The sequence below is a fragment of the Psychrobacter sp. Arc9 genome, assembly GCF_041431295.1.
Lineage (GTDB): Bacteria > Pseudomonadota > Gammaproteobacteria > Pseudomonadales > Moraxellaceae > Psychrobacter.
Window position 1 is genome coordinate 1 of the sequence record NZ_JASMRK010000001.1, and the last position, 26,177, is coordinate 26,177.

Annotated in this window: 21 protein-coding genes; 10 read left to right on the forward strand and 11 right to left on the reverse strand. The window is 40.8% G+C overall.

The window, feature by feature from the left end; translation table 11 throughout:
• Positions 1-266 precede the first annotated feature (266 nt).
• Entirely contained in the window at positions 267-1,964 is a 1,698-nt protein-coding gene (locus QO187_RS00005) for an AMP-binding protein (RefSeq protein ID WP_102092208.1), read from the forward strand.
• A gap of 641 nt (positions 1,965-2,605) precedes the next feature.
• Positions 2,606-4,306, forward strand: coding sequence for an AMP-binding protein (locus tag QO187_RS00010; RefSeq protein WP_201571820.1), 1,701 nt, complete (start codon positions 2,606-2,608; stop codon positions 4,304-4,306).
• Positions 4,307-4,395: 89 nt separating this feature from the next.
• Here QO187_RS00010 and QO187_RS00015 read toward each other — a convergent pair whose 3' ends face one another.
• The 5 genes from QO187_RS00015 to sohB form a co-directional block, all read right to left on the reverse strand.
• Positions 4,396-5,265 (reverse strand): SDR family oxidoreductase, encoded by an 870-nt coding sequence (locus QO187_RS00015; protein WP_201571822.1) that lies wholly within the window; start codon positions 5,263-5,265, stop codon positions 4,396-4,398.
• Between the two features lie 122 nt (positions 5,266-5,387).
• Positions 5,388-6,152 carry a histidine phosphatase family protein gene (locus QO187_RS00020; protein WP_201571824.1) on the reverse strand — a complete coding sequence of 255 codons (765 nt, stop codon included), beginning with the start codon at positions 6,150-6,152 and terminating at the stop codon, positions 5,388-5,390.
• A gap of 48 nt (positions 6,153-6,200) precedes the next feature.
• Positions 6,201-7,445 carry a phosphotransferase family protein gene (locus QO187_RS00025; RefSeq protein ID WP_201571826.1) on the reverse strand — a complete coding sequence of 415 codons (1,245 nt, stop codon included), beginning with the start codon at positions 7,443-7,445 and terminating at the stop codon, positions 6,201-6,203.
• A 241-nt stretch (positions 7,446-7,686) separates the two neighbouring features.
• Positions 7,687-8,937: an acyl-CoA dehydrogenase family protein gene (locus tag QO187_RS00030; protein WP_227526716.1), complete on the reverse strand. Its 1,251-nt coding sequence runs from the start codon at positions 8,935-8,937 to the stop codon at positions 7,687-7,689.
• A gap of 258 nt (positions 8,938-9,195) precedes the next feature.
• Positions 9,196-10,176, reverse strand: a complete 981-nt coding sequence (gene sohB, locus QO187_RS00035; RefSeq protein ID WP_201571827.1) for a protease SohB — start codon at positions 10,174-10,176, stop codon at positions 9,196-9,198.
• Positions 10,177-10,550: 374 nt separating this feature from the next.
• Between sohB and aspS the strand changes: the two genes are divergently transcribed.
• From aspS to QO187_RS00055, 4 genes are all read left to right on the forward strand, one after another.
• Entirely contained in the window at positions 10,551-12,377 is a 1,827-nt protein-coding gene (gene aspS / locus QO187_RS00040) for an aspartate--tRNA ligase (protein ID WP_201571850.1), read from the forward strand.
• 67 nt (positions 12,378-12,444) lie between these two features.
• Positions 12,445-13,491, forward strand: a complete 1,047-nt coding sequence (locus QO187_RS00045) for a lysophospholipid acyltransferase family protein (protein ID WP_201571828.1) — start codon at positions 12,445-12,447, stop codon at positions 13,489-13,491.
• Positions 13,492-13,641: 150 nt separating this feature from the next.
• The gene (locus tag QO187_RS00050; protein ID WP_201571829.1) at positions 13,642-14,442 is read left to right on the forward strand and encodes a glycosyltransferase; all 801 of its coding nucleotides are present in this window, start codon (positions 13,642-13,644) and stop codon (positions 14,440-14,442) included.
• A 96-nt stretch (positions 14,443-14,538) separates the two neighbouring features.
• Positions 14,539-15,396, forward strand: coding sequence for a hypothetical protein (locus QO187_RS00055; protein WP_201571830.1), 858 nt, complete (start codon positions 14,539-14,541; stop codon positions 15,394-15,396).
• Between the two features lie 52 nt (positions 15,397-15,448).
• Here the strand turns inward: QO187_RS00055 and QO187_RS00060 are convergent, their stop codons facing one another.
• On the reverse strand, positions 15,449-16,621 hold the full coding sequence (locus QO187_RS00060) for a glycosyltransferase (protein WP_227673281.1): 1,173 nt from the start codon (positions 16,619-16,621) through the stop codon (positions 15,449-15,451).
• Between the two features lie 260 nt (positions 16,622-16,881).
• On the opposite strand from QO187_RS00060, the gene QO187_RS00065 reads away from it, so the two are divergent.
• The 4 genes from QO187_RS00065 (at position 16,882) to QO187_RS00080 (ending at position 21,006) form a co-directional block, all read left to right on the forward strand.
• Complete coding sequence (locus QO187_RS00065; protein ID WP_201571831.1) at positions 16,882-17,892, forward strand: Stealth CR1 domain-containing protein; 1,011 nt, start codon at positions 16,882-16,884, stop codon at positions 17,890-17,892.
• An 83-nt stretch (positions 17,893-17,975) separates the two neighbouring features.
• On the forward strand, positions 17,976-19,142 hold the full coding sequence (locus QO187_RS00070) for a nucleotide sugar dehydrogenase (protein WP_201571832.1): 1,167 nt from the start codon (positions 17,976-17,978) through the stop codon (positions 19,140-19,142).
• Positions 19,142-20,155, forward strand: coding sequence for an NAD-dependent epimerase (locus tag QO187_RS00075; protein WP_201571833.1), 1,014 nt, complete (start codon positions 19,142-19,144; stop codon positions 20,153-20,155). The genes QO187_RS00070 and QO187_RS00075 overlap by 1 nt, the downstream gene beginning before the upstream one ends.
• A gap of 83 nt (positions 20,156-20,238) precedes the next feature.
• Positions 20,239-21,006, forward strand: a complete 768-nt coding sequence (locus QO187_RS00080; protein WP_102092855.1) for a hypothetical protein — start codon at positions 20,239-20,241, stop codon at positions 21,004-21,006.
• On the opposite strand, the gene QO187_RS00085 is transcribed toward QO187_RS00080, so the two are convergent.
• The 5 genes from QO187_RS00085 to QO187_RS00105 all read right to left on the reverse strand — a co-directional run bounded on the left by QO187_RS00085 (position 21,003) and on the right by QO187_RS00105 (position 26,156).
• On the reverse strand, positions 21,003-22,136 hold the full coding sequence (locus QO187_RS00085; RefSeq protein WP_102092854.1) for a glycosyltransferase: 1,134 nt from the start codon (positions 22,134-22,136) through the stop codon (positions 21,003-21,005). The genes QO187_RS00080 and QO187_RS00085 overlap by 4 nt on opposite strands.
• Before the next feature lie 47 nt (positions 22,137-22,183).
• Complete coding sequence (locus QO187_RS00090; protein ID WP_201571834.1) at positions 22,184-23,278, reverse strand: glycosyltransferase; 1,095 nt, start codon at positions 23,276-23,278, stop codon at positions 22,184-22,186.
• A 65-nt stretch (positions 23,279-23,343) separates the two neighbouring features.
• Positions 23,344-24,210, reverse strand: a complete 867-nt coding sequence (locus QO187_RS00095; protein ID WP_201571836.1) for a glycosyltransferase — start codon at positions 24,208-24,210, stop codon at positions 23,344-23,346.
• A 73-nt stretch (positions 24,211-24,283) separates the two neighbouring features.
• Positions 24,284-25,120: a glycosyl transferase gene (locus tag QO187_RS00100; RefSeq protein ID WP_102092851.1), complete on the reverse strand. Its 837-nt coding sequence runs from the start codon at positions 25,118-25,120 to the stop codon at positions 24,284-24,286.
• Positions 25,121-25,226: 106 nt separating this feature from the next.
• Positions 25,227-26,156 (reverse strand): branched-chain amino acid transaminase, encoded by a 930-nt coding sequence (locus tag QO187_RS00105; protein WP_201571838.1) that lies wholly within the window; start codon positions 26,154-26,156, stop codon positions 25,227-25,229.
• Between the last annotated feature and the right edge of the window lie 21 nt (positions 26,157-26,177).

Consider the following 26,177-nt stretch of genomic DNA (forward strand, 5'->3'; position numbering starts at 1 on the left):
TTGTATTCTTGGTCGAAAACAATAGATTAGTGAGGTGCTCTTCTTTTTTCAATCACTTTCGAAGTTGAGAGTGGGGTGCTTTATATAAATACTCATTGAATAAAATGCTGTGACAGCAGCAAAAAAACTAGCTATTAATCAATAGACAGGGATGCTATTGAAGATGGTATATACCACCTAAATAAGTGGTGTTTTGTACCATTGATAGATTGATAACTACCTTTTCAAAATACTTTAGCCTATATCAAATCGCAAGGATGCTAACTATGATATCGAACAAACCTTGGCTTTCTCAATATCCAGCCGGTGTGCCAAAAACCATTAATCCCGATAGATATAGCAGCATCATGGAGCTGTACGAAGAATGCTTCGATCGCTTCCGTGGGCACCCAATGAGCATCTGTATGGGAGTGACTCATACTTATGGTGATATCGATAATGCTTCGATGGCAGTCGCTGCTTGGCTACAGAATCAAGGCTTGCCAAAAGGTAGTGTCGTCGCTCTCATGATGCCAAACGTTCCACAGTATCTGCCAACTATGATTGGGATACTGCGTGCAGGCTATGTGTGCACCCCTGTCAACCCACTATATACTGGCCGAGAATTACGCCATCAGCTTAACGATTCTGGTGCCCAAGCAATTTTTGTGGTCGATAATTTTGCCCAAGCGCTTGAGCAAGTCATTGAAGAAACGGCTATCAAACGTGTCATCCTATCGAAGATGGGCGATATGATGGGTTTGAAAGGTATTTTGGTCAATACGATTATTCGTCAGGTCAAACGCTTAGTACCCAAGTATAATCTCAATGACCCTAAATACCATGTCACTAAGTTCCCTGAAGTATTGAAAAAAGGTAAAAACCTACCTTTTCAGCAACCAAAAATGTCTTTGGATCAAAAAGCATTTTTGCAATATACAGGTGGTACCACAGGCCTTTCGAAAGGCGCTATTTTGTCACAGCGTAATATCGTAGCAGCAGCAATGCAATCAGAAGCATGGACTCGCCCTATTACGTCAGAAATCAACGAAGTGTATATCAATATGGTAATGGCGCTGCCGCTCTATCATATTTTTGCATTCATGCTTAGCCTACTTGGTATGCGCTCAGGCTATACTTTTATACTAGTACCTAATCCACGTGATATTCCTGGATTTGTTAAAACCTTATCAAAACAACCATTCCATATTTTCCCTGCAGTAAATACCCTCTTTAAGGGGCTGCTCGATAATCCTAATTTTAAAGATTTGGACTTTAGCTCTTTACGTATCTCACAAGCTGGTGGTATGGCGGCTACTGAGCAAACTGCGAATCGCTGGTTAGAAGTAACTGGCTGCGCGATGATCGAAGGTTGGGGTATGACAGAAGGCGTTGCAGTCGGCACCGCCAACGTTATTACCAATCGTGAGTTTAACGGTACTATCGGTGTGCCAGCACCTGGCGTAGATGTTATTATTATCGATGAAGACGGCAGGCATGTAGATCTAAACGAAGGGGGCGAGCTATGTATTAAAGGCCCTAACGTAACCTCTGGATATCTGAATAGAGACAGTAGTGCTGATTTTACTAGTGATGGTTATTTCCGCACTGGTGATATCGTCAGCATGGATGACAAGGGTTATATTAAACTGCTAGATCGCAAAAAAGACATGATCTTGGTTTCAGGCTTCAATGTATTTCCAAACGAAATTGAGTCCGTGATGCTTGATTGTGATGGTATTCTTGACTGCGCGGTAATTGGCATTCCTGATAGTCATCAAGGTGAAGCGGTCAAAATATACGTAGTACCTGAAGACAATAATGTTACCAAAGAAGTGATTACAGATTTTGCGTTAGACAATCTAACGGGTTATAAGTGTCCACGTCACATTGAGTTTGTGAGCGACTTACCAAAGAGTAATGTCGGTAAAGTACTGCGTCAAAAATTGCGTGAAAAACACAATGCAGACTACCCTCAAGTATAAATAGAGACAATTTTTAAAAAATTCTAAAAACATGAATTTATTTTTACTAAAGGCATCTTACAGTAATTGTAAGATGCCCTTTTTGTATATTTATTTTCTGTCATTCAACTATAAAATTTCTCTATTATAATTACTACAAATCTACTTTCATATTCAGTTATATGACATTTTTTGAATAAATTTCATGTTAATTACTTGATAAGAAAGTAAATTATTTGTCTAGGTATTTTCTGATTATTCAACATATATTGTTTCATTTATCAAATTTAACTGTAAACTATCAAGTTCTTGTATAAGAATAACAGGCACGGTTGTAGTTATGTTAATGTATTGCCAAAATGTGTCACTATACTTTCTGTTATTTTGATCTTATATAATTATGATTCATATCGATTGATTAGCAGCATTACTAGTAGCTATTTTCATTACCAAAACATTAATTGGTTTTTTAATCTGATGAGCTATTTATGCTCTGTGATTAAATCAAACTTTATAAGGGCCCCGTATTTTAGCAGTATGTGAACATATAGGATAGCACTCGACAATTTCTTGCTAACGGAACAGCGATTTAAATTGTTGACATGGATGTGACTACTTTTTTATAGAGCCTTAATTTATTTTAATATTTAAGGACGCTAATCATGACTGTAGATAAACCTTGGCTTGCTCAATACCCAGAAAATGTACCCAAGACGATTAATCCTGATCAGTATGAAAGCCTCATAGAGTTATATGAAGAGTGTTTTAACCGCTTTCGTATGCATCCGATGACTATCTGTATGGGTGTGACGCATACTTATGGTGATGTTGATAACGCTTCACTGGCAGTAGCAGCATGGTTACAAGCTCAAGGTTTACCTAAAGGTAGCGTAGTAGCTCTTATGATGCCGAACGTTCCACAATACCTACCGACTATGATTGGTATTCTGCGTGCAGGTTACGTTTGTACACCTATCAATCCGCTATATACAGGCCGTGAGCTACGTCATCAATTGAACGACTCGGGCGCTCAGGTTATTTTTGTTGTGGATAACTTTGCTCAAGCTTTAGAACAAGTCATTGAAGAAACCAATATCAAACGTATCGTGCTGTCAAAAATGGGCGATATGATGGGTTTAAAAGGTATTTTGGTCAATACAGTCATCCGTCAGGTCAAACGCTTGGTTCCAAAATACAACCTGAACGATCCTAAGTACAATGTCACTAAATTCCCTGAAGTATTAAAAAAGGGAAAAAACCTACCGATTCAAGCACCAAAAACCACCCTACAACAAAAAGCGATCTTGCAATATACAGGTGGTACGACTGGATTATCTAAAGGTGCTATCCTAACACAACGTAATGTCGTTGCTGCTGCTATGCAATCAGAGGCATGGTATCGTCCTGTGACCTCAGGTATCAATGAAGTATATATCAATATGGTTATGGCCTTACCGCTATATCATATTTTTGCCTTCATGCTAAGTCTGCTTGGTATGCGTTCAGGTTATACCTTTATCCTAGTGCCTAATCCGCGCGATATGCCTGGGTTTATTAAAACGTTATCAAAACAACCATTCCACATCTTCCCTGCTGTAAACACTCTATTTAAAGGGTTACTTGACCAACCAAACTTTAAAGACTTAGACTTTAGCTCGCTACGTATCACGCAAGCAGGTGGTATGGCGGCAACCGAGCAAACCGCAGCACGTTGGTTAGAAGTGACTGGTTGCCCCATGGTTGAAGGTTGGGGTATGACGGAAGGTGTGGCTGGTGGTACTGCCAACGTTATCACTGATCGCAAGTTCAACGGTACTATTGGTATACCTGTACCGAGTGTCGATATTATCGTGATTGACGAAAACGGTGAGCGTGTTGGCATGCATCAATCAGGCGAGATGTGTATCAAAGGTCCAAACGTCATGTCAGGATACTTTAATAAAGACAATAGCAATGACTTTACTCGCGATGGCTACTTCCGCACTGGCGATATCGTTAGCATGGATGAGAAAGGCTACTTTACTCTACTAGATCGTAAGAAAGACATGATTTTGGTTTCAGGATTCAATGTATTCCCGAATGAGATCGAGTCAGTTATGCTCGATTGTGATGGTATCGTCGATTGTGCCGTAATTGGTATTCCTGATGAAAATCAAGGTGAGGCGGTTAAAATTTATATCGTACCTGCTGATAATAACGTCACTAAAGAAGTCATCAAGGAATTCGCACTTGAAAATTTGACTGGTTATAAATGTCCACGTCATATTGAGTTTGTTAGCGAACTACCAAAGAGTAACGTTGGTAAAGTACTGCGTCAAAAGCTGCGTGAACAGCATATGTCAAACAACCCTCAAACGTTGTAATACTTGCCCTGCTATTTCAGAGTAAATAGAAGAAGCCCACTATTATTGTAGTGGGCTTCTTCTTTTCTACCTTAGGAAAACCAATTTGATTAGCTTAGTTTATTCATCACCTGTAATGGCAAATGCTTCATGGCATGACTGACCATGGACCAAGGCAGGCTCGGCACACAGGCTTCATCCACACCCGCTTCAATAGCTGCGACAATAGCTTTAGTACCAGTATCTGTGTCGACTTCGAACGGTAATGGCTTAGAGCCTTCGTTGATTTCAGTGCGAATATAACCTGGGTAAATTGTAGAAACTTTGATAGGAAGATTGGTCAAAAGCATATCGGCGCGAATGCCTTCTGCTAAGTGAGCCAAACCAGCTTTACTTGCACCATAGGTCGTCAGATGCCTAGGCAATCCGCGCATGGCTGACATGCTCGATATCACGACCAAATGGCCATTGTTCTGAGCACGGAAGATATTCATGGCGGCTTCACACTGTGCCAGTGCGGCGACAAAATTGACATCGGCAGTGCGACGATTAGTCTCAAAATGCCCTTTACCAATGCGGCGGCTATCACCAATACCAGCATTGACCACTACTCGCTCAATGCTACCGAAATTATCTGCAAAAGCATCAAATACTTGAAAGACCGTATCATAATCACTCACATCTAGTGCTTGGCATTCAACTCGGATATCAGGATACTTGTCCATCATCTCCGATTTTAAATGCTCTAAACGATCAATGCGACGCGCACATATAGCCAAGTTGTAGCCAAGGCTAGCAAACAGTCTGGCCATACCCTCGCCCAGACCTGAACTGGCACCTGTGATAAGCACCGTTTTACCTTTGCCTACTTGCTGCTGACTCAAGTCTTTTAGATAGCTTGCAGGTCGAACCGCGCCTACTATCTGGTTTTTGCTATGGCGCGCACTTTTAGCAACCAATTTTATTAATTTATTTTGCATGTACCGTCCTTTGTATATCGATATTGCACAGAATCAAATTGGTAACTTTTTAGTATAAACGTCGATAAGGCTTATACTTTAAGCAGATATGACACTACCTTATTCGCAAATCATATGTAAATTTATCGCCATGTCACAAACGGTTTGCCATCAGAGAATAAATGACTGTATTCATTTAAAGATAACAAGCGAGAACTTTGATTCTTTAAAGTAATAGAGGTCACACCCGTATTAACCAAGCTTTTATTCAGCTGATAAGCAGTCTGACTGCCTTGTCGCAATAACTGTGCAGTGATTGCAGCGATGACACCGCCTGAAGTAAATACGAGCACGGTACTGTCCTGACCTAAGCTCATGCTTGCTACTTTTGTACGTACTTGTTCAAGGGCTTGCTGTGCACGATTATTAAACTGTGGCCAACTTTCAAGATAGTCTTGATCATTGTCACCAGCATGCCACCGTCGCATCGCTTGATCAAATAGCTCTGCCAGTCGTGTCGCTGGCGATTCTGCTTTGGCGATTTCAGCTGAGATGTCAGATCGATTACCAGATGCCTCTGCTGACTTAACGAACACGTCTTTATGATTAAATTCATCAAATTGCGGCAAAATATAACTATCAGGCTGATCAAAGTTGATTGCGGGCGCAACAGCTGTGCCATTGCTATTATTAACATGTACAGATGATTGGTAACGCTCCCAAAAATGACGTGCTGAGTCTTGCTGTCGAACCAACCTACCAGTAAATATGGCATCAATACGGCGCTGCGTAGCTGCATAGTGCTGACCTAACATTTGGGCTTGAATACTGCCCAGCTCTGAGAGTTGATCATAGTTTTCTTGTCCAAAAGACGCTTGGCCATGACGTGCTAAAAGTATGGTTGTCATAAATTATTACCTTTTATCATATTTGCTAAAGTACGGTTTGCTGAATGCTTACGCTTCAGGAGAGTCAGGTGCTTTTGCAAAATAACCTTTTGGTAAAATACTTTTGACCACTTTTTGAACAGGGCTTGGTAACTGCTCGATAGCAGCAGCATCTACCCCTATGTCTTCTAAATGCGGCTGCACATGCGCATTGAATAAGGCTTCGCCTTCATATTGCGCAATTAATTTCAAACATTTAGCATGCATGACATGTATAACGAGCCAAGCGTTTTTGAAAGCTGGATTGGTGGTTTGCTTATGATAATAACGATAGTAGATTTGCTGAATAATGCCTGAGAGGCGGAACAATCCGAACACTTCATAAAAGGTCCAATTATCTATCTCTAAACCTGACTGTTTTAGATAATATTCAACCACTTCATCGCGCGTCATCATGCCTTCTAAATGTGTTGGCTGACGACGGAACTGCTGCATGATGATATTATCATCTTCTTCAATCCAGTAAGCCAACGCACTACCCAAGTCCATCAATGGATCACCAAGGGTTGCCATCTCCCAGTCGAGCACGCCAATAACTTTGGTCGGCTCATCCGCATCAAGTATGACATTGTCAAAGCGCCAATCATTATGAATGATACAAGTTTTGCTATCAGCAGGCGTGTGCTTAGCAAGCCATTGTCTAACCAGTGCAAAGCTCGGTACGTTTGGCGTCTTTGCTTTAACATAACGTTTATCCCAACCACTGATCTGGCGTTCACAGTAACCTTCACCGCGGCCCAAATTGACCAAATCAGAATGCTCGGTATAGTCTATCTGGTGTAGCTCTACCAAAGCGTCTAATACATTGGTACAAAGCAGACGCGTTTGTTCTGGATTTAGATCAATACCTTCTGGTAATTCTGCACGAGGGATAATACCTTCCATCCGCTCCATCACATAAAAGTCAGCGCCGATAACAGCTTCATCCGTACATAGCGCAATCATCTCAGGTACATAAGGATAAGCATCTTTTAACGCTTTTTGAACGGTGTACTCACGCACCATGTCATGGGCAGATTTTGCCTTGGTACCTTTTGGTGGACGACGTAGTATGAGGTCTTGGTTTTTATCTTCACCCTCATACTGTAGTCGATACGTCCAGTTTGATGCGCCGCCTGAGAACTGAGTGACCTTAGGCTCGCCTACTACGCCGACACCTTGACCGCGAAGCCATTCACTGACTGCTTTGGCATCAAGCTCTTCACCCTCGCGTACGGCACCGCCTTTGTCTAGTACTTTATTATCAGTTGCCATGAGACATTCCTTATCATGTGGTCATTTATTTTTATAACAGATATGCGAGCTAGTTCTCAATTCAATTTATCTCATTCTTCTCACTATTTTTGAAATGAGGACTCGCTCTAGTGATGAAAAATTCACTACTAAGTTGTTAATAGTGAATTCTTAATTAGCATTTTGATTGGCTTATTCTTGATAGTTGCGTGAGCAAATCGAAACTAACTCACACAACCGTTTGTTAAGATTAAACTTAAGACTAAGCTTTGTCAGATTTAGCAGAACGACTAAAGCCCTGACGTTTTAGTTCTAGTTTGGCAATCATGGTTTTATGTACTTCATCTGGACCATCTGCCAAACGTAGTACACGTGCTTGCGCGTAGAAGTTCGGTAGTAATGTATCTTGGCACACGCCCATACCACCATGAATCTGAATCGCCATATCAACGACTTCTTGTAGCACAGTTGGCGCCACTACTTTGATAGCAGAGATTTCCGTCAATGCGGCTTTGGTGCCTTGAGCATCCATTTTTTGGGCGGCGTACAATGTGAGCAAGCGTGCTTGGTCGATTTTGATACGGGCTTCGCTGATACGCTCAAAGTTACCACCCAATTGTAGTAATGGCTTACCAAAGGCAGTACGTGACATACCACGCTTGACCGCTAACTCAAGAGATTTTTCGGCAGCACCGATACAGCGCATGCAATGATGAATACGGCCTGGCCCTAGACGACCCTGCGCAATCTCAAATCCCTTACCAGGCCCACCAATAAAGTGGCTGACTGGCACACGCACATTTTCAAAGCTAATTTCACCATGGCCGTGCGGTGCATCATAATCACCAAACACTTTAAGCATACGTTTAATATTTACACCTGGTGTGTTGACTGGCACAAGTACCATCGAATGCTGATGATGACGGTCTGCACTTTCATCCGCGGTATATGCCATCACAATCAAGACATCAACTGCTGGATCGCCAAGACCAGATGACCACCACTTACTACCATTGATGACAATCTCATCACCATCTACTACGGCTGTTGCTTGCATATTGGTTGCATCACTTGACGCCACGTCAGGCTCAGTCATACAGAATACAGAGCGTGTCTTACCTTCTAGGATTGGGGTAAGCCACTTGTCTTGCTGCTCTTGAGTACCGTAGCGCCATAACAGCTCCATGTTACCGCTATCAGGTGCATTACAGTTAAATACATGAGGTGCTAGCAAACTACGACCAGTCAATTCTGCAATAGGCGCATAATCAGTGACTGACAGTCCTGCACCTAGTGTGTCATCTGGCAGGAATAAATTCCATAAGCCTTCTTCACGTGCTTGTTTGCGCAGGTTTTCGTAGGCTTCTGGCCATTCCCAGTTTTCCCAATTACCATCAGGGTTTTTCTTATGACAATCTTCCCAGAATTGGGCTTCGATAGGCTCAATATTCGTTTCGATAAACGCTTTGACTTTGGCATGCATGGCTTGACCATGTTCTGTTGCGGTAAACATTAAATTGTCGTTAGACATAAATGACTTCCTTTTCTTTATTGATTGTCTAAATCAAATGTTGATAAAAAGCTCTACTAGAGCTTTAGTGTACGCACGTATACTGTTTTCCGTGTGCTACATTTATAACACAGCAATTGTCAATAAACAGCAAAAAGGCGCGACCAGCTAGGCCACGCCTTTTACAAAATATAAACAATGTATCCAAAAACTTCTGAGCGCTGAAATACCATTATTTAACTATCATAATGATAACTAACATTATTTCAGAATATTTAGGCGGCTGTTCAAATCAAAACGTGCAAGTGCATCAGGTAATTTATCTACAGCCATGCTCAGTGTCGCTTCTGCTGCTTGAGCCAATCCTAGCTTTTCTGCTAACGTCGGCTTCTGACGTGAATAAAGTGCGTACACTTCGTTGTCTTCCATACGCTCTAAAATATAGCTGTCTGAAGTTTGTAGACTGTCAATTAAGTTAAGCTTTAACGCATCTTCGCCATACCAATGCTCACCCGTAGCTACTTTGGCAACATCGAGTTCTGGACGATATGTATTAACAAAATGCTTGAATAGCTCATGCGTCTGCTCTAGTTCTTCTTGGTATTTGGCACGGTCTTCGGCATCATTTTCACCAAATACAGTCACCGTACGCTTATAGTCACCAGCGGTAAACATTTCATAATCGACGTCATGGTTTTTTAGCCATTTATGGAAGTTTGGCAACTGTGACACCACACCGATTGAACCAATGATAGCGAATGGTGCAGCTACTACCTTGTCTGCAACGCAGGCCATCATATAACCACCGCTTGCCGCCACTTTATCAACACAAACAGTCAGTTTTAAACCAGCATCTTTCAGGCGAACCAATTGCGCTGCGGCCAAACCATAACCATGTACCAGACCACCGCCTGATTCAAGACGTACGATAACTTCGTCACCTTTATTTGCGGTACTAATTAAAGTGCTGATTTCTTCACGCAAGTGTTTGACCGCAGTTGCTTTGATATCACCGTCAAAATCGAGCACAAAAACTTGTGCCTTATGATCGGTATGTTTTTTCTTATTTTTAGTTTTTGCTTTCAATGCTTGCTTGGCTTTTTTGGCCATGACTTTTTTGAACTGTTTGAGGGCAGCTTTGCCTTGGGTGGCTTCCATCAAATCTTCACGGCGCTGCTTTTGAGCATCATTCAAGTGGCGTATTTTAAGCTCAACAGGGTTTTTAGGGGGATGAAATAGCATGGTTACAAATCCTCAAGTCAGTAAATATATTGATATGGCTGTTTTTATTAGCGTGCGGTTGATATGTGCACACTAAGCGGTGTTTTCAAGCATGATGACAATATTTAACCCAATATAAATATCACTGAATAAATACGTCAGATACTTGCAGACTCCCGTTCTTTGATTGAACTCAGCTGGTTGTATAACAAAGGCAGATTAGGCATAATATGCGTTTATATCAAATTTTCTGCAGCCAACGTGATGACCATATGTCTTAATCGCGTTGTTTGTGTGTTTTTTTTGCAAATAGCTTGAAACGCACAGCAATGGCTGCATTATTGTACTTCGAATTGGGCTGATAACTGGATAACCATATTATGACGCAAAGCACTATGACGCATAGCGAATACCGAGACGAGTATTGCGGAGCCGTAACCGAGAGCTTGCTTGAGCAAACCATTAGTATCGTAGGCTGGGTACATCGTCGTCGCGATCACGGTGGCGTGATTTTCTTAGACATGCGCGACCGCGCTGGTATCTTACAGGTCGTGGTCGACCCTGATACCCCAGAAGCTTTTGCAGCAGCAGATGCTGTACGTCCTGAATACGTGCTAAAGATAACTGGCCGCGTACGTCGCCGTTATGAAGGTACTGAAAATAATAATATGACCAGTGGCCAGATTGAGCTATTGGGCAAAGAAATTGAAGTACTGGCTAAGTCTGAAACGCCGCCATTCCCATTGAATGACGAAAAAACAACTGTATCTGAAGACCTGCGTCTAAAGTATCGTTATCTTGATATGCGTCGTCCCCAAATGCAAGAACGTATGGTGTTCCGTGCCAAGGCAACCTCAGCGATTCGTCGTTATTTAGACGATCATGGTTTCTTGGATGTTGAAACGCCTATCTTGACTCGTGCAACGCCTGAAGGTGCGCGTGATTATCTTGTACCATCACGTACCCGTCCAGGTAACTTCTTTGCCTTGCCGCAGTCACCACAGCTATTTAAGCAATTATTGATGGTGTCAGGTTTTGACCGTTATTATCAAATTGCTAAATGCTTCCGTGATGAGGATTTACGTGCCGATCGTCAGCCTGAATTTACTCAGGTGGATATTGAGACGTCTTTCTTGAACGAAGAAGAAATCATGAACATCAACGAAGGTCTTATCAAGCATTTGTTTAAGACGATGATGGACGTTGAGTTCGAGCAATTCCCTCGCATGACTTACGCAGAAGCCATGCGTGACTATGCATCAGACAAGCCTGACTTACGTATTCCTCTAAAGTTGGTTGACGTTGCAGATTTGATGAAAGACGTTGACTTCAAGGTATTTGCCGGTCCTGCTAACGATCCTAAAGGTCGTGTGGCTGCTCTACGTATTCCTGGTGGCGCATCATTAAGCCGTAAGCAAATCGATGCTTATACCAAGTTTGTTGGTATTTATGGCGCACGCGGTTTGGCTTATATCAAAGTCAATGACGCTAGCAGCGTTAACAACGGTGTGGATAAAGAGTCTGGCTTACAGTCTCCAATCATCAAAAACATGACTGATGACGTACTGGTAAGCTTAATCGAGCGTACTGCTGCAGAAGATGGCGACATTATCTTCTTTGGTGCGGACAAAGTCAGTGTCGTGAATGATGCGATTGGTGCATTACGTCAAAAAATCGGTCTAGATCTTGAAATGACGACTTGCGAATGGGCACCACTTTGGGTGACTGACTTCCCAATGTTTGAAGAAACTGACGATGGTCGCTGGACGTCGATGCATCATCCGTTCACTAAGCCTAAAGGCTCAGTTGAAGAGTTGAAAAACAATCCAGAATCTGCTTTATCTATCGCTTATGACATGGTATTGAACGGTACTGAGATTGGTGGTGGTAGCTTACGTATCAATACTTACGATATGCAGCAAGCTGTACTTGAAGCCTTAGGTATTGGTGAGCAAGAGGCTGAAGACAAATTTGGTTTCTTACTTGATGCTCTAAAATTCGGTGCGCCACCGCATGGCGGCCTAGCATTTGGTTTGGATCGTTTGATTATGTTGATGGTAGGCGCAAGCTCTATCCGTGACGTTATCGCCTTCCCAAAAACCAAAACGGCTGATTGCCCACTGACTCAAGCACCTGCTGGCGTTGATAGCAAACAACTACGTGAGCTTGGTATCCGTGTGCGTGAAAAAGCACAAGCTGATACCAGCAAGCCTGCTGAATAAATCGTTTGATGATGCGCGGTTGCTGTCTACAGTGCTTGTTACGTGATTCATTACCATGTGAGTGGTCATGAATCCGTATCATATTTTCAAAGTCGTGCCATTGTCTGTACTGCAGATGCTGGCACGTTTTGTTGCGTGGGTTATCATTAAGATACCCAGTCTAAGTATCATGCGTACCATTCAGATCAATCTGGCGCTGATTACTCACACACTGTCTGAGCAGCAAAAACGGGCGCTGACTAAAGACATCATCTATCATCAATGTTTGACCAGTATTGAATCTATAAAAAGCTGGGCGATGCCTCCTGAGTGGAGTATCGCTCAGATTTGTGATGTCCATAATAAAGACATTTTTTTAGAAGGTCTTGACAATCCAAATGGCATGCTTGCTATCGTCCCGCATCTCGGCACTTGGGAGATGATGAATGCTTGGCTCAACCAGTTTGGTGCGCCAACCATTATGTATAAGCCAGTTGACGGCAAATTCGCTAACGAGTTTATCCTTCAGGGTCGAGCGCGACTTAACGCGACTTTGGTACCTACTGATGGTAGCGGCGTTAAAGCCGTGTTTAAAACGCTCAAGCAAGGTGGTTTTAGTATTGTACTGCCAGACCACGTTCCAGAGCCATCAGGCGGTGTTGTTGTTCCGTTCTTTGGTATCAAAACATTGACCAGCACCCTTGCCTCTAAACTGGCTAGCAAAACCAAATGTGTGCTGGTTGGCTTATCTTGTATTCGCCGTACCGATGGACGCGGTTTTGATATCTACTGCTACAAACTCGATAATCCTGCTTTATACGACCGTAACGCCGAAGTGGCAACTCATGCTCTCAATCAAGCCATGGAGCGTATGATTACAGACAACTACAGTCATTATATGTGGGGCTATCGACGTTTTAAGCGTATACCAAACTTAGGCAACCCTTACCGAAAAGATAAAGAGACTTTAGCAGCCTTTATCCAATCTCACCATTCTAGCGTTTCTAGTCGTTCTGATAGCGATATCAACGATAGCGTTCGAAATAACAACGTTAAAATCGACAACGTTAAAATCGACAATGCTAAAAACGATAGTGCTGTTAAAAATGATAACACTAAGCTCGACAATCATTAGTCATCACCAACCTAACGTTGCACTATTTAGACGTACTATCAGTTTAAACGTTCCATCAGTCACAGCTATGCTAATATTGGCTGAACTCTATATTCTTTTACTTTTATTAATCCTTCATTTATCTGACTATTATCTCAATACGAGTGCATTATGACATCTGACGTAACTAAGACTTCATCTACAGATCCTAATCAGACTAGCACAAATGCTGCTGAACAGCGTTATATCATCTGTATGAAATGGGGCGACAAATATGGTCCTGAATACGTCAATCGTCTCTACAACATGGTTAGTCGACATTTAACCTTAGATTTCCAAATGGTTTGCTTGACCGATGACAGCACAGGTATTGACCCTGCGATTGCCTGTTATCCGATACCCGATATGGATTTACCAGCAGGTCCTGAACGTGGTTGGAAAAAACTGACTACTTTTAAACCTGAGCTGTATGATTTAAAAGGTGTGGCCCTATTTTTAGACATTGATATCGTCATTGTCGATAATATCGATGCGTTTTTTACTTATCAAGCAGTGCATGAAGACAGTGTCGTCATCATCCGCGACTGGAAAAAACCTTGGCGTATGATTGGCAATAGCTCTGTTTATCGCTTCAATATTGGTATGAATACCTATCCTGATTTGCTGTCTAATTTTGAGCGAAACTTTGAAACTATTCGCACCCAAGTACGTCACGAGCAGGCTTACCTTTCTAACTATTTGCGTGAGCATCACCACTTAGAGTATTGGGATAAGACATGGTGTGTCAGCTTTAAGTACCAATGTATTGCGCCGATTCCTTTTAACTTTGTGCGCACACCTACTCTGCCGGATGATGCAAAAATCGTTATCTTCCACGGTGAGATCAACCCGCCCGATGCGATTTCTGGTAGTGGCGGTAAATGGTATCGACATGTGAAGCCAAGCCCATGGTTAAAAGACCATTGGCAATAAATGCTTAGTAATTAACCATATGTAGACAATTTATAATTAGCGTAAAGGCAGTGTATTAAGATATAAGATAGGTGAAATAAACGACTGGAAAATAGTATGGCGCTATATTTGAGATTACCTGCTACCGCTGGGTTCAATATTGATAATGAGCTCATCATTATCAATGCGTTTAATGCCAATGAACCTGAACAGAGCTTGCATGGAAAAGACGTCAATATTATCGCCTCAGGGCCATCTATACAGCAGCTGCCGTTATCAGAGCTACTAGATACGCCTACTATTTTTGTCAATGGCAGTATCAGCCTGATTGGGCAGCATCAGTTTACCGATATTGCTGGTTACGTCATCAGTGATGCGCGCTTTATCAGTCATCAGCCGGAGATTTTACAGCAGTACTATAAGGGTCAACCTCTATATGCAACATTAGCTGTCTTTGAAGCGATGGCCACCACGCACCCTGATATTATGCGAACGTACCATCATGCCATGCGAGTGTTGTACCCAGTGGATAGGCCATGGGGAGTCAAGTCAAACAAGCTATCTTTTAATAAGCTTATCTTTAAGAAAAAATTACTCAATAAAAAAATGCCGCTATCGTACTTTATCAATAATCCAAACTTTATTATTGATAGCGATCATAAAGCGGCTGACATCGGCGTCTCTCTTAACATTACTCATGGGTTTGTGGAAGCAGGTACTGTCGCTTATGTAGCGGCGCAGTTGGCGTTTTCGCGTCAAGCAGCGAGTATTCATCTGTACGGTATTGATCTGCTCAACAGTAAGCAACCACGATTTTATGAAAATAAAAACAATAGTGCACCAAGTATGCTCAGCAAAGTCATGAACGAGCGCATTATTCCTTCGTTTAACTTACTCGGCAGAATCTATCAATCGCATGGTGTTCCTGTCATCAATCATTCTCCTATCTCTAAATCGCTATTCGACACTTTCTAGTTAATGACTCACAATTAATAACCTCGACTTAATTGCGTTTAATTAAGAACCACTACACGTTATAAACCCTCATTTTATCTGAATCCAAAACAGAACCAAACTCTAAGTACTGTCTTGCAATATGTTCAGGCAGCAACTGCTGGTTTAGTGGCACTATATAATCTGTAAGGTTGTCTATGGCTTGATCGATGAGTAACGCCAAGCCATCAATATCACCTACCGCAATCAAGTTTTGCTCAGGTAATAGTTCTCTTGGCCCAAAAGGACAATCCGTACTGATTATTGGTACACCCAGTGCTTGCGCCTCTACGATGACATATCCGAAGCCTTCAAACTTAGAGGTGAGTACCATCAGTGCAGCTGAGGCAATGATCGGATAAGGGTTGGTCTGAAAGCCTAAAAACTTAATGCAATCGCTAATATTTAGTTGGACAGCCAACTGTTTAATCTCTGATTCAAGCCTACCTTTACCCACTAGTACTAACGGCAGCTTTCGTTCTGTTTTGGCATACGCCTGTAGCAAGTCTCGATGACCTTTCATGTCATCAAATGAGGCGACATGTATAATGTACTCTTTATCTACTAAGCCAAAATGTTCAAGATGGCTAGATGCTGCTGCTTTGGTATTTATATCAGCAGCATCACAAGGATTATAGATTGTTGTGGTTTTGGTAATATTTCCTATAAGATCAATCAGGTCTTGGCGTGCACCCTTACTCACACAGCTACAAGGATGAGCGCCATAGACCATTTTCAAATGACTTATAGTCTGTACTGGCGTCTCTAATAACTGATTTTGGAACTGCTTAGATAGTGCTGTATGCAGTACATTTACGATATTTGACAACTGACTATATGCCATAATCCAGTTTATCTTATAGATATTAGCCAGTATCAAATCTGGCTTCCCTATTTGGCTACGTACGTAACCATCAATACGTTTAGCGACTGATTCATAGGCTTGTGCTTGCGTAGATTCTGGGTCGAGATTTTGCTCAGAAAACATCTCATCATATGGCACGATGTGATATTGCACACGAGCGTCTAGTAGCATATCTTGCGTCGCTTCCAAGCATAGGATATGAGTACGATAGCCCATATCTGCATAAGCGCTTGCCAAAGTCGTAACCATACGCTCAGCACCGCGACCTTCAAGCGCTTTTAACATAAACAGAATAATAGATGGCATTAGTGTCTCAGCTTGATTTTTTAACGGTATAGGCATGATAGGTTAGCCAAATGAATGCAACTATGGTCATAATTATTGCAGCGTTCTGACTTTATATGCTAGTCTCACCTACCGCTGGTGCTCGGCATTTACTCAGTAAAGTACGAGCAGGATTTAACGGTATCTCTATAAAAAATTATAATTAGTCTAACTATCTAAATCGATTAAACCTTGTTAATAATCGCATCAGCAAATATCATAGCTGGTCTAATATCGCTACTAACATAGATGTGTATCCGCAAAGAACAGGATTAGTTATGAAGCAGCCTAATGAAAACACATTAGATGTCGTCATTGCTTGGGTAGATGGCGCAGACCCTATACTCAAACAAAAGCGAGAACAGTATAAGCCAAGTAAAGAAGTGGCATCTGACGCAATAACTGACACGCGTTTCGCCAGCGACGATGAGATATATTATAATATTGCTTCTATCATCAAATATGTGCCTTTTTGTCGTCATATATATATTGTCACAGATCAACAAAAGCCAGCGTTCGTCGATGAGTTTGCCAAGCAAGGTATTTGCTCAGAAGATAAAATACGCATCGTTGATCATCAGGACATATTTTCGGGTTATGAGGAATTTTTACCGACCTTCAACACTCGATCAATTGAGACGATGATTTGGAATATCAAAGGACTGTCTGACTATTTTATCTATATGAACGATGATTTCTTTTTTAATCAACCAGTGGCGATAGATGACTTTTTAGACAGTGAGAAGCTAATCGTTCACGGTGAATGGCGTAAAAGTGCTGCTTTGAATGCCAAGCTCAATTTTCGAAAATCACGCTTTAAATTGTTTGGTACACCGATACAGCCAAGACATACTATCGCGCAAATGTTAAGTGCTAAAATACTGGGCATGAATCAGTTTTTTGAAATTCATCACTACCCTCATATTGTCGATAAAAATATCTTAAAGTCCCATTTATTGAACCATCCGCAACTATTGACTGAGCAGATAAAATATAAATTCAGAGATGTCGCCCAAGTTAATCCTATAACACTGATGAATCATCTAAAAATTCAAAAAGGCGAAGCACACTTAAAACCTAATATCTCTATCAACTATCTAAAAAATGAGCATAGTGTAGAAGATTTTATTCTTGCCTTAGAAGATAAAACTGTTAAATATGGTTGTATTCAAAGTTTGGATCTTCTTGAGTCAGGTTTATATAAAAAAGTTAGCCAAGCCATGAGGCACAAATTCTTGGATTATCTGCCTAATTCCGTGTTAGATACCACAAATACTGTCCCCAAATGAATTCAGACCAAGTTTAAACTATAATGATGATTACTCATTCTTGACTTAAACCAATAAAAGCTTAAAAATTACTTGGATATATTATGAAAATAGCAGTAGTAGGTACAGGCTACGTAGGCTTATCGAATGCAATGCTGTTAGCACAGCATAACGAAGTCGTTGCTGTCGATGTCATCGCTGAAAAAATAGCCTTGTTAAACGCCAAGCAGTCTCCTATCGAAGATACAGATATCGAAGATTTTTTATTGCATAAAGAGCTCAATTTTTCTGCAACGCTGAATGCCAAAGAAGCTTATAAAGATGCAGATTTCATCATCGTTGCCACGCCAACTGATTATGATACAAAGACCAATTATTTCAATACCTCCACAGTAGAAGCCGTCATTGAGCAAGTGCTGTTAGTGAATCAACAAGCGACTATCATTATAAAGTCCACAGTACCAGTTGGTTATACAACCAGTATCAGAGAACGTTATGCGACTGATCGCATTATTTTTTCGCCTGAGTTTCTGCGCGAAGGTAAGGCACTACATGACAACCTTTATCCTTCACGTATCATTGTAGGCGCACAGTCTGAGCAGGCTCGAATATTTGCCAATCTGTTACTCGAGGGTGCAGTCAAAAAAGATGCACCGCTATTATTTGTAGAGTCTACTGAAGCTGAAGCGATCAAATTATTTTCTAATACTTATTTAGCGATGCGCGTGGCTTATTTTAATGAGCTTGATACTTATGCGCAAACCTTTGGACTTGAGACCAAACAAATCATCGAAGGGATTGGCTTAGACCCTCGCATTGGCAACCATTATAATAACCCTTCATTTGGTTATGGCGGCTACTGTTTGCCCAAAGATACTAAGCAGTTATTAGCAAATTACGATGAAGTGCCAAGCAACCTGATAAAAGCCATTGTTGATTCTAATAGAACCCGCAAAGACTTTATTGCAGATAAAATCATCGAAAGACAGCCAAAAATCGTGGGAATACATCGCCTAGTGATGAAAAGTGGGTCAGATAACTTTAGAGCATCTGCGATACAAGGCATCATGAAACGTATCAAGGCAAAAGGTATAGAAGTCGTTGTCTACGAGCCTGTATTGAAAGAAGATGATTTCTTTAATTCGCGTGTGATTCAGGACTTAGACACCTTCAAATCAATGAGTGATGTCATTGTCGCAAACCGTTTATCTGATGATATAAAAGATGTCGCAGACAAAGTATTCACTCGCGATCTATTTGGGAGCGACTAATGAAAATACTGGTCACTGGTGCGGCAGGTTTTATTGGCTTTCATTTAATCAAGGCGATACTAGAAATAGATCTATCTGCTAGGGATTACTGTATCGTTGGTATCGACAATATCAACGACTATTATGATACAGATCTAAAAGAAGCGCGTTTGAGAATATTAGGTGAGATATCAGATCCAGAAATTTTTACGTTTATTAAGTTAGATCTGGCTGATCGTGAAGCTATGTCTGAGCTTTTTGCAACCTACCAATTTGATACGGTTGTTAATTTAGGTGCCCAAGCAGGTGTGCGTTACTCTATCGAAAACCCTAATACGTATATCGACTCAAATGTGGTTGGCTTTGTTAATATTCTAGAAGGCTGTCGTCACCACGATATAAAACACTTAATCTACGCGAGCTCTAGCTCTGTTTATGGTATGAATATAAAGCAGCCATTTACCACTACTGATTGTGTTGATTTTCCTATCAGCCTATATGCCGCCACCAAAAAATCCAACGAGCTTATGGCACATAGCTATAGCCATTTATATAATATCCCTACAACAGGGTTAAGGTTCTTCACCGTTTACGGTCCTTACGGTCGACCTGATATGGCATATTTTTCGTTCACAAAGAAAATTCTAGCTGGTGAGCCAATTAATGTATTTAATAATGGTGATATGCAGCGTGACTTTACCTACATTGATGATATCGTCAACGGCATTATTCGTATAATTAATAAGGCCCCTTCTCCCCAGCATTCTACTATTACGACAGCGACTGCTCCCTACAAGATTTACAACATTGGTAATAATCAGCCAGTCACTTTGCGCCGTTTTGTTACTGCCATTGAAGACGCTTGTGGCAAAAAAGCGCAAGAAAATTTATTGCCTATGCAAGCAGGTGATGTACCGATTACTTACGCAGACATAGATGAGTTAGTAGAAGATATTGGCTTTAAGCCTGAAACTAGTATAGAAGAAGGTATCAAACAATTTGTCGATTGGTATAAACAGTATTATTCAGTCTAAACAAACAACAATGATCTCTAAGACTTATATTATAGAGATTACGGCGCTAATATCTTTATATATTTTTAGAGGATTTTGATAACATGGCTACACCTTCAAGTTGGCAGAGAAAATTGCTATTGATCTTTCGAAGCGAAAAAAGATTGAATGCGGGTAAGATTATCAAAACCTATAATGATAGAAGCTTTGATGAGATGAAAGCAACAACCATTACTGAATCAATGTGTGATATTGAAGCGTTAACCAATGAGCGTAAAAGCACAGATTTAGAGAACCATTTGAACAACTTGAAATACAAATCGCTTGGTGAGTCTGAGCTCTGCTTTTATCACAACACGCTTATTATACTAATGCGCCGTAAGTACAAAATAGATAAAACATTCGCTGAATTTGAAAAGTTATGGGAAGCAGAGAGCGACTATTTATTGACACATCTGTCGTTGCGCTGGATTGTCTCTGCTTGCGATACGTTTATTGATCATTCAAACAATACTCATAGAGCAGCTATCTTGATGAATGTCGTAACTCTAATGAATACTTTACGTACTTATGAAACCAAAAACTTTCTGCAGTTATCCACTAATGCTAAATCTATGCCATTGCTAACTGAAAAAACCGATATGCTTTATGCCGGTGACTTGCCTCTGTACGATGGTCTTACTTATTTTCGTATCGGTACCGATGATAGCTTGAGAAATATGCGAAAACGCTATAATAAATTTCAGAAAGTTGATAAATTGGCCACTAGTATACTGTTATCTGTTTTCGAAAAACTACAGCATACTGATAGTGCGTTTGCCACATTACGAGCATTACACAGAGACGATTGGTCTAAGTGGTGGTTGAATTAAGAATATTCTTTGATTTTAGAATCAGATGCGAATGCAATATACTTTTTGGCTATTGTGATAGGTAAAAGCGACCCATCAAACTCAGAAAAGAATTGCTCTGGATTTTTCATCGCTAAGCTAAGCTTTTCAGAGATAGCATCTACGTCGCTCATCGGCATTAAGTTGTTATCTGGTAGTAACTCACTTGGACCTGATGGGCAGTCTGTACTGATAACAGGGGTTCCTAATACAAGAGCTTCGGCAATCACTAAGGCAAAACCTTCCCAATCAGAGGTTAGCACTTTAAATTTAGCATGCTTTATATAAGGGAAAGGGTTCTCCTGAAAACCTAAAAATACTACTTTTTCTTCTAAGTTGAGTTCTACTACCAATTGCTCTATTTCGTCTTTCAGCTTTCCTTTACCTAGCAGTAATAGTGGCATAGACTGATCTGTTCGAGCATATGCTTTTAGCAGCACATCGTGACGTTTCGCTTCTTTAAAACTCCCCACATGAACAATATAATCTTGGTACTCAGGAGTAAATACGTCACCTAGCTTTTGAATGTAATCTCTATCGACTGGATTGTGAATGGCAATCGTTGGCGTAATATTACCAAAGCTTTCAACAAAATCTTTTTCAGCACCTTTACTGACACATATACAAGGATGCTTGGAGTAGATGTTAATCATCTTTGACTTTAGTGTGTCAGCAGCATTCGTATTATCGAATTTATATAACAAAGACACTGTGTTATGAATCACATAAAATATATTAGGTAGTTTGCTATTGCTTAAAATACTATCTGCACGATCTAGATTAGACAGTATCATATCAGGCTGACCAATGTTTTTTGAAATGTAACGATCGACTACGAACGCAAAAACTTTGTCACGACGTTCTAATTTTGGTATCAGTTTATAACGCTTAAAATCAATAAAGTGGTAGTTTAGTTTTGGATTAAGCTCGTAATCTACACGGGGCTTAAACCGTAAAATATGTACTTCATAACCCAAATCATAGAATCCCTGTCCTAAAGTCAGAACAACACGTTCAGCGCCGCCACCTTGTAGACAGTTAATGACTAAGAGTACTTTCTTTTTATTATTTTTAACTTCTTTTTTTCTTGTTCTAATAACACTATTAATCATTTTAAATTTTCTTAGAAATGGACATTGTGAGTATAAAATATTTGGAACTATTTATGCATAATATTGACTTGTTCAGCAAACTCTACGTATTTTTCTGCTATTTTGACTGGTAGCAGCGCTTCATCGAATGGCGCATGAAACGCTTGCGGATTACTCATCGCTTGCTGCATTTTTTCGGCAATGGCATCAATATCACCCATCGGCATTAAGTTATGTTCTGGTAGCAATTCACTTGGGCCTGATGGACAGTTGGTACTGATAACAGGAGTACCTAGCACGAGAGCTTCGGCAATGACCAGAGCAAACCCTTCCCAGTCAGAGGTCAATATCTTAAACTGCGCATTTTTGATATAAGGAAAGGGATTATCACGAAATCCTAAAAATATTACTTTGTCTTCTAGGCTTAACTCTGTTACCAGTCGCTCTGTTTCACTTCTATGCTTCCCTTGACCCAAGAGCAGTAACGGCATAGATTGATCTGTTTTTGCATAAGCATTTACCAATACATCATGACGCTTGGCATCTTTAAAACTCCCGACATGAATAATATAGTTCTGGTAGTCAGGGACAAAAGCATCGGCTTGTTGTTGAATACTGTTTTTATCAATTGGATTGTGAATGGCGGTGGTTGGCGTAATATGACCAAAGCTTTTGATAAAGTCTTTTTGAGCGCCTTCACTGACGCACACACAAGGATGCTTGGCATATATATCTATCATTCTTTGCTTTAACTGCTCAGCGTCGTGATTTTTATTAAATTTATAGAGTAGTGATACTGTGTTATGAATAATATAAGTGATATTAGGCAGTTTACTATTACTTAAAATGCTATCGGCACGATCTAGGTTGGACAGTATGATGTCAGGCTGACCGATATTTTTCGACACGTATTTATCAACAGCACGTGCAAAAATATGGTCACGTCTTTGTGCCCCTGGTATCAGTTTATACGGCTTAAACTTAAGTACATGGTAGTTAAGATTCGGACTTAAGTCATACTGTACTAACGGCTTAAATCTTAGAATATGTACTTCATAGCCCAATTCATAAAACCCTTGCCCCAATGTTAATACGACACGTTCCGCACCGCCGCCTTGTAGACAATTAATAACGAGTAACACTGTTTTTTTATGCTGCTTCATACACGATAACCTATGGAGTAAGTTTTCACCTTCTTAAAAAGGCTTATCATTGCTTCATTAAAAAACTAGCGTTTAAATAGCTTCGAAAAAAATGATTTAGAAGCGTGTGGACGAGTCACCTTATTACCGGTATAACCTTCTTGAGATTTTTTAGGAAAATGACCGAAAGGTTCTACCCTATAACTGTCTAAATCGTATCCAGCAGCAAGTGCTTCGTTATAATATTCATCAAAAACCTCAGATAAATCCTGCCTTGGGTGCGACATTATTTCACCGTCAAACCAATGCTCAATACCTTCTTCACTGACTCTAGGTAATGAATATTTATGACTGAACTGTGTACCCATATCTGAATAATGCAAAATCCTAATATCTTCTAGCGCTAAGTTTTCGCCATCTATACAATTGTAACTATCCTGATAAGGCTCAATGAGCTGATTATTATGTTTGAATACAGCCATCATTTCTTTATGGCTTTTGGGATCTTTCCTGAGTTTTTTAATTGGTAGGACAATGTTTTTCGCCGCCTTGCAATCCCATACGCATGTACACAACCGAGTCATATCCGCATTAGTCTTAGCAGCTACAACAGACTGTCCTTCAATAGGATGGTGCCACAGCTTTGCCAAATCATCTAAAATAATGACATCAGCGTCCATGTAAATGGCACGACCAGAGTATTGACAGTACTCTGGAATTGCCCAGCGAAAGCCTGAAAAAGGCGTTGACCATTTAGTGGTATTCCAACCCTCTCCAGTCTCAGGATTAGAATACCAATAGCTATTAGGATCGCGTGACAGCTGCATCCATACTATCTCAACGGGTACACTGGTATGTTTATGAATACTATAATCTAATACCATCATCTGCTCTAGATCACAGTTATTTGGGTCACAACCAACAAAGACTTTAATAGTATCTTCTGTATTCATAATTTTATCCGTTCACTGACTAATATTTATCTGTGCTAATGCAATGCGATAATACTCAACTATATAATGGGACCTATTCTTTCCAGTACTTTTCGATCCACCCTACTGGCAAGATAAAATGACGCAAGTGACGTAGCGGTCTTTTTAGATTTTTGGGCTCAGTCAATCTTTTTAAGTGATCTTTGGCATTGTTAGCAGCATTTTTATTATATCTACCTTCAATCGCATGTGTAGGATATAAGTCGCCAGGGAAAATAACAATTCGAGCGCCTTTGGGGATCTTTGGTTCTTTGATGTAGTTAAGTGGGAACGGTTGACGGCATTTGCGTCTAAAGTGCGCGACCCATGCCTTTGGAAACAGCTTGACACCGCCTGGCGCATTACGAGTGACGAAGCGCTGCTCAAAACGATACTCATCAGCGATACCTTGTGGATCAGCTTTGAATTTCTCTTGCAATGAGACAAGCGACCCTATCTTGAATCTAAAGCAAGACGTTTGCCCTAGGCGCTCTAATGGGTTACTCGGGTTATAAGACAAAATAACATCGTCTGGCTCGCCGTATTCAAAGAAAGGATCGAGGCTATCTACTATAATCACATCCAAATCTACAAATAATACTGTCCCTGTCAAATCACCTAACTTCTCACCCCACAAACGTGATTTTGGCCACTTGCCAAGTGTGTTGGTTGGCATGGTGACATCTAATGGTGGTAATTCTTGACATTCGATTTCTGGACGTACATCGGTGGTATCATCGGTAAAACAGACGAAACGAAACGGTGGCGTAATATTGCGAGATACCATACCATACAATTTATTGGCGTAATCAGCCCCGTACTTTGTACCCCATTTAATACAAATAATTTGTTTGATATTTTTATTATCTGCTGTACTAGAATCTATTGGCATGGACTGCTCACTTTAATCTTAAGAATAAATATGATGGCTATATTAGCATAAAAAAAAGACTGAACAATTATGTTCAGCCTTTTTGGTCTTTAAACTAACGACTTTATTAGTCAATAAAGCTTAACCAATCCATATATTGCTCGTTACGACCATGAACCACATCAAAGTATAGGATTTGGAGTTTCTCAGTCAATGGTCCTCGGCCGCCATTCCCGATAGTACGATCATCGTATTCGCGGATAGGCGTCACTTCAGCAGCGGTACCTGTCATAAATATCTCGTCTGCTAAGTAGAACTCATCACGAGTGATACGGCGTTCAACGACTTTGATGTCTAGATCAGCCGCGAACTGAAGGATAGTACGACGAGTGATACCATCAAGTGCACCGCCCGCCAAATCTGGCGTATGTAGCACGCCATCTTTTACCAAGAATAAGTTCTCGCCAGCGCCTTGACACACATACCCTTGCGGATCCATCAAGATAGCTTCGTCATAACCATTACGAGTGACTTCTTGGTTGGCCATGATAGACACAGGATAGTTACTTGAGGCTTTTGCCTTACACATAGTGACGTTTGGCATATGATGCGTGAATGAAGAGGTTTTTACACGGATACCATTTTTGATACCTTCCTCACCAAGATATGCACCCCAGTGCCATGCAGCAACCATAGCATTGATGCTATTGTCACGTGAAGATAAGCCAAGCTTTTCTGCACCTACCCAAATAAGCGGACGAATATAGGCTTCTGCCAAGTTATTTTGCTTTACCACATCTTTATGTGCTTGCTCTAGCGTGGCCGCATCAAACGGCACGTCCATTTGAAAGATTTTTGCCGAACCAAGTAGACGTTCGGTGTGTTCCTTTAGGCGAAAAATAGCCGTGCGATTATCAGCGGTTTGGTAAGCACGCACGCCTTCAAACACAGCCATGCCATAATGCAAGCTATGGGTAAGCACATGAACTTTAGCATCTGGCTGTTCGATCATTGTGCCATTCATCCAAAGCTTACCATCTTGTGTTGCCATATTCATTTTATTGTCCTTATGCTAGCA

Coding starts and splice junctions, on each gene's coding strand:
- QO187_RS00005 (WP_102092208.1), top strand. CDS start 267: ATGATATCGAACAAACCTTGGCTTTCTCAATATCCAGCCGGTGTGCCA.
- QO187_RS00010 (WP_201571820.1), top strand. CDS start 2,606: ATGACTGTAGATAAACCTTGGCTTGCTCAATACCCAGAAAATGTACCC.
- QO187_RS00015 (WP_201571822.1), bottom strand. CDS start 5,265: ATGCAAAATAAATTAATAAAATTGGTTGCTAAAAGTGCGCGCCATAGC.
- QO187_RS00020 (WP_201571824.1), bottom strand. CDS start 6,152: ATGACAACCATACTTTTAGCACGTCATGGCCAAGCGTCTTTTGGACAA.
- QO187_RS00025 (WP_201571826.1), bottom strand. CDS start 7,445: ATGGCAACTGATAATAAAGTACTAGACAAAGGCGGTGCCGTACGCGAG.
- QO187_RS00030 (WP_227526716.1), bottom strand. CDS start 8,937: ATGTTTACCGCAACAGAACATGGTCAAGCCATGCATGCCAAAGTCAAA.
- sohB (WP_201571827.1), bottom strand. CDS start 10,176: ATGCTATTTCATCCCCCTAAAAACCCTGTTGAGCTTAAAATACGCCAC.
- aspS (WP_201571850.1), top strand. CDS start 10,551: ATGACGCATAGCGAATACCGAGACGAGTATTGCGGAGCCGTAACCGAG.
- QO187_RS00045 (WP_201571828.1), top strand. CDS start 12,445: ATGAATCCGTATCATATTTTCAAAGTCGTGCCATTGTCTGTACTGCAG.
- QO187_RS00050 (WP_201571829.1), top strand. CDS start 13,642: ATGACATCTGACGTAACTAAGACTTCATCTACAGATCCTAATCAGACT.
- QO187_RS00055 (WP_201571830.1), top strand. CDS start 14,539: ATGGCGCTATATTTGAGATTACCTGCTACCGCTGGGTTCAATATTGAT.
- QO187_RS00060 (WP_227673281.1), bottom strand. CDS start 16,621: ATGCCTATACCGTTAAAAAATCAAGCTGAGACACTAATGCCATCTATT.
- QO187_RS00065 (WP_201571831.1), top strand. CDS start 16,882: ATGAAGCAGCCTAATGAAAACACATTAGATGTCGTCATTGCTTGGGTA.
- QO187_RS00070 (WP_201571832.1), top strand. CDS start 17,976: ATGAAAATAGCAGTAGTAGGTACAGGCTACGTAGGCTTATCGAATGCA.
- QO187_RS00075 (WP_201571833.1), top strand. CDS start 19,142: ATGAAAATACTGGTCACTGGTGCGGCAGGTTTTATTGGCTTTCATTTA.
- QO187_RS00080 (WP_102092855.1), top strand. CDS start 20,239: ATGGCTACACCTTCAAGTTGGCAGAGAAAATTGCTATTGATCTTTCGA.
- QO187_RS00085 (WP_102092854.1), bottom strand. CDS start 22,136: ATGATTAATAGTGTTATTAGAACAAGAAAAAAAGAAGTTAAAAATAAT.
- QO187_RS00090 (WP_201571834.1), bottom strand. CDS start 23,278: ATGAAGCAGCATAAAAAAACAGTGTTACTCGTTATTAATTGTCTACAA.
- QO187_RS00095 (WP_201571836.1), bottom strand. CDS start 24,210: ATGAATACAGAAGATACTATTAAAGTCTTTGTTGGTTGTGACCCAAAT.
- QO187_RS00100 (WP_102092851.1), bottom strand. CDS start 25,120: ATGCCAATAGATTCTAGTACAGCAGATAATAAAAATATCAAACAAATT.
- QO187_RS00105 (WP_201571838.1), bottom strand. CDS start 26,156: ATGAATATGGCAACACAAGATGGTAAGCTTTGGATGAATGGCACAATG.